This window comes from Streptomyces flavofungini, from assembly GCF_041028215.1.
GTDB classification, from domain to species: domain Bacteria; phylum Actinomycetota; class Actinomycetes; order Streptomycetales; family Streptomycetaceae; genus Streptomyces; species Streptomyces flavofungini_B.
Genome location: NZ_JASKYR010000874.1, coordinates 1 through 3088 on the forward strand (window position 1 = coordinate 1; position 3088 = coordinate 3088).

Consider the following 3088-nt stretch of genomic DNA (forward strand, 5'->3'; position numbering starts at 1 on the left):
GCCGCCTCCCGCTCCTTCTCCCGCCGCATCGCCTTGGCCTCGGCCTTGAGGATGCGCGCCGACTTGCCCGCCGAACGCGCCAGCTCGGGAAGCTTCTTGGCGCCGAGGACGAAGACGACGACGATGAGGATGATCGCGATCTCGCTGAGTCCGAACACTGCGGTCCTATCGCTTGTCGGCCCGGCCGTGACGGCGCGGACATGGCGGAGTGTGCTGCGGCCACGGGCGAGGCAGGGGCCCGTCGTGAACCCGTGAACCCGTGAACCCGCGATGAATCTACAGCACTGTAGAGCCGGTGCGGGCGACCAAGTCCTGGGCCGCTGAGCCGAATCGGCCACCCGTATTTCAACTTCTACAGACGTGTAGAGTTCCCGCATTCAAGGACGACCCTGCGGGCGGAGGAGCGAGCGCCGGTGAGTGGCAAAGGAAGACGGCGGCGCGGGCGGCCGGGCGACGGACCGGTCAGGGCGAGCAGGCGGGGCAGGGCCCTGCTGTGGAGCGCGGGCGCCTTCGCGGCCCTGATCCTCGGGGTCGCCGGGGTCGGCGCATGGGTCTACACGGACCTGGACGGCAACATCCACGGCGCGCGGGTGGACGACAAACTGGGCGGCGACCGCCCCGCCAACCTCAGCCCCGGGTCGAAGAACATCCTGGTCGTGGGGTCGGACAGCCGTGACGGCGCCAACGCCGGTTACGGCAAGGGCCTGACGACGATGCAGTCGGACACCCTGATGGTGGTGCACGTCGCGGCGGACCGCGAGTGGGCCTCGGTGGTCTCCTTCCCGCGTGACTCCCGGGTGGAGATACCCGCCTGCGACAAGGGGGACGGCAGCAAGTCGGCACCGCACCACTTCAAGATCAACGAAGCATTCGCGATCGGCGGCACGAACGGTGAGGTGGCCGGAGCGGCGGCCTGCACCATCCGGACCGTCGAGGCGACCACCGGACTGCGCATCGACCACTTCATGTCCGTGGACTTCCAGGGCTTCAAGGGCATGGTCGACGCGCTGGGCGGCATCGAGGTCTGCCCGAAGGAAGCGATCCACGACAAGAAGGCCCACCTCGACATGGCGGCGGGCTGCCAGACGGTGAAGGGCGAGAAGGCCCTCGGCTACGTCCGCACCCGCTACAGCGTCGGGGACGGCTCCGACATCGGCCGCATCGGCCGTCAGCAGGAGTTCATGGAGGCGCTGGCCGCGAAGGCCAAGTCCAGGCTCACCAGCCCCAAGTCGCTGTACGGATTCCTCAGCTCGGCCACCGAGTCACTGACGACGGACGAGGAGCTGGCGGGCATCAAGCCGCTGTACGGTCTCGCCTCCGAGGTGAAGGGCGTGCCGGAGGACCGGCTGTCGTTCCTCACCGTGCCGAACTACCCGAGGGAGGCCGACGTCCCCACCGACCGGGCCAACGTGGTGTGGCAGTTCCCGCAGGCCGCCGACCTCTTCGCCGACCTGGCACGGGACAAGGAGGTGGACAGGAAGGCGCTGTCGGCGGCCTCCAGGAACCCGGTGTACGCGTCGAAGGTCCGGGTCCGGGTGCTCAACGGCTCGGGGACCACGGGACGGGCGGCGACGGTGGCGGACGAACTGCGCGCCGAGGGCTACACCGTCGTCGGCACGGGCAACGCCCCGGACACCACCGCCGCCACCTCGGTCACCTACCCCGAGGGCCAGGACCGGCAGGCCGGGGCGCTCGCCTCACGCCTGCCGGGGGTCCGCGCCGAACCGGACGCCGAGGCGACGGCCGACGCGGTGACCCTGGTCGTCGGAGAGGACTTCAAGGGCGTCCGCTGAGACACCGCGCCGCCGCCCACCCGACCAACCGAAAGGCCCTAGTCCTCCTCGCCCTCCTCGTCGTCCCCCTCGAAGAAATCACCCACCTCGTCGACGACTTCGGCCGCGACCATGCCGCCGACGACGCCGACCGCGAGCCCGGCGGCGCCCGCCGCCACCACGGTGCCCATGCCGGGACCCGAACGGTGCCCGCCCCCGTGGCCGTCGTGGTGATCGCCGTGGCCGTGACCGGAGCCGTAGGGACCGCCGTGCGCGTACGGGTCACCGTGCGCGTACGAGGCCTGCGCGCCGTACGAGGCGCGGTGCTCGGCCAGATGTGCCACCCAGCCGTCGACCAGGGCGTTCCAGTCCTGGTGCGCGACGCCGTCGTGGCCGACGGTGAAGCGGGTGACCGCGTCGTGGCCCTCGGAGAAGAAGCCGCCGCGCTTGTCCGCCTCCAGGACGACCTCCATGCCGCCCGGGTGGGCGAGGAAGGACACCTCGATCTCGTTGACGGCGTGCGCGTACCGCGGGGAGGGGGTCAGCTCGATCTCCTGGTAGAACGGGAGCTGCTGGCCGGTGCCGCCGATGCGGCCGTACTCCAGGTCGGCCGACTTGAACCCGAAGCCGGTCTGCCCGAAGGCCTCCAGGATCGCCTCCTGGACCGGCAGCGGGCGCACCGCGAGCGGGTCGAGGTCGCCCTTGTCCTTCGCGCCCGCCACCGACAACTCGGTGCGCACGCCGAGCACGATGCCGAGGCCCTGGCCGTACAGCTCGGTGATCGGCGTCTCCCAGGGCAGCGTCACGGCGAAGGGCACGCTGCGCTCCTCGCCCTCGGCGAGGCGGAAGCCGCCGCCGACGGTGAAGCGGTCGAAGGCGACGACGCCCTCGCTCTCGCCGTCCGCGTGCTCGGCCTCCACCCGCGCGACCAGTTCGAGCGAGATGTGCTCGATGGTGTGGTCGGTGCTGCCGCCCTTGAGATGGACCTGCCCGGACAGTGTGCCGCCGGGCACGGCGGCACCCGGGTCGAGAACGGTGTCGACGGTGGGTCCGCCCACGCCGAGCGAGCCGAGCAGTCGTTTGAACACCATGGTGGCGTCCACCCCTTATGTGCGTGTGCTTTCCGTGGTGCGGGGGGCCGTGTGCCACCGGGCCCCAGAAATGTGGGGAGCCCGGGAACACCGACGGCGGCCCTCACGTTCTCCACGTGCGAGTAGCCCTCTACAAGCGCGTAGAAGCATAGGGCCTGCGTCCGGCCGACAGGCGGCACGCCGCAGGTCGTAGCGCGAATGTCCGAAAACAGCCCCGCCCCGGAC

The 3088-nt window shown here is 70.9% G+C and carries 3 protein-coding genes; 1 reads left to right on the top strand and 2 read right to left on the bottom strand.

Annotated elements, in window-relative coordinates; all coding sequences use genetic code 11:
• On the bottom strand, window positions 1-158 hold a 158-nt coding region (locus AB8Z36_RS35835), incomplete at its 3' end, for a twin-arginine translocase TatA/TatE family subunit (protein WP_369217569.1).
• Between the two features lie 255 nt (window positions 159-413).
• Between AB8Z36_RS35835 and AB8Z36_RS35840 the strand changes: the two genes are divergently transcribed.
• Complete coding sequence (locus AB8Z36_RS35840; protein ID WP_440582087.1) at window positions 414-1793, top strand: LCP family protein; 1380 nt, start codon at window positions 414-416, stop codon at window positions 1791-1793.
• Window positions 1794-1831: 38 nt separating this feature from the next.
• Here the strand turns inward: AB8Z36_RS35840 and AB8Z36_RS35845 are convergent, their stop codons facing one another.
• Window positions 1832-2863: a sporulation protein gene (locus AB8Z36_RS35845; RefSeq protein ID WP_369217568.1), complete on the bottom strand. Its 1032-nt coding sequence runs from the start codon at window positions 2861-2863 to the stop codon at window positions 1832-1834.
• Window positions 2864-3088: the final 225 nt, after the last annotated feature.

Excerpts from the sequence above, each read along its gene's own strand:
- AB8Z36_RS35845 (WP_369217568.1), bottom strand. The coding sequence starts at position 2,863 with ATGGTGTTCAAACGACTGCTCGGCTCGCTCGGCGTGGGCGGACCCACC.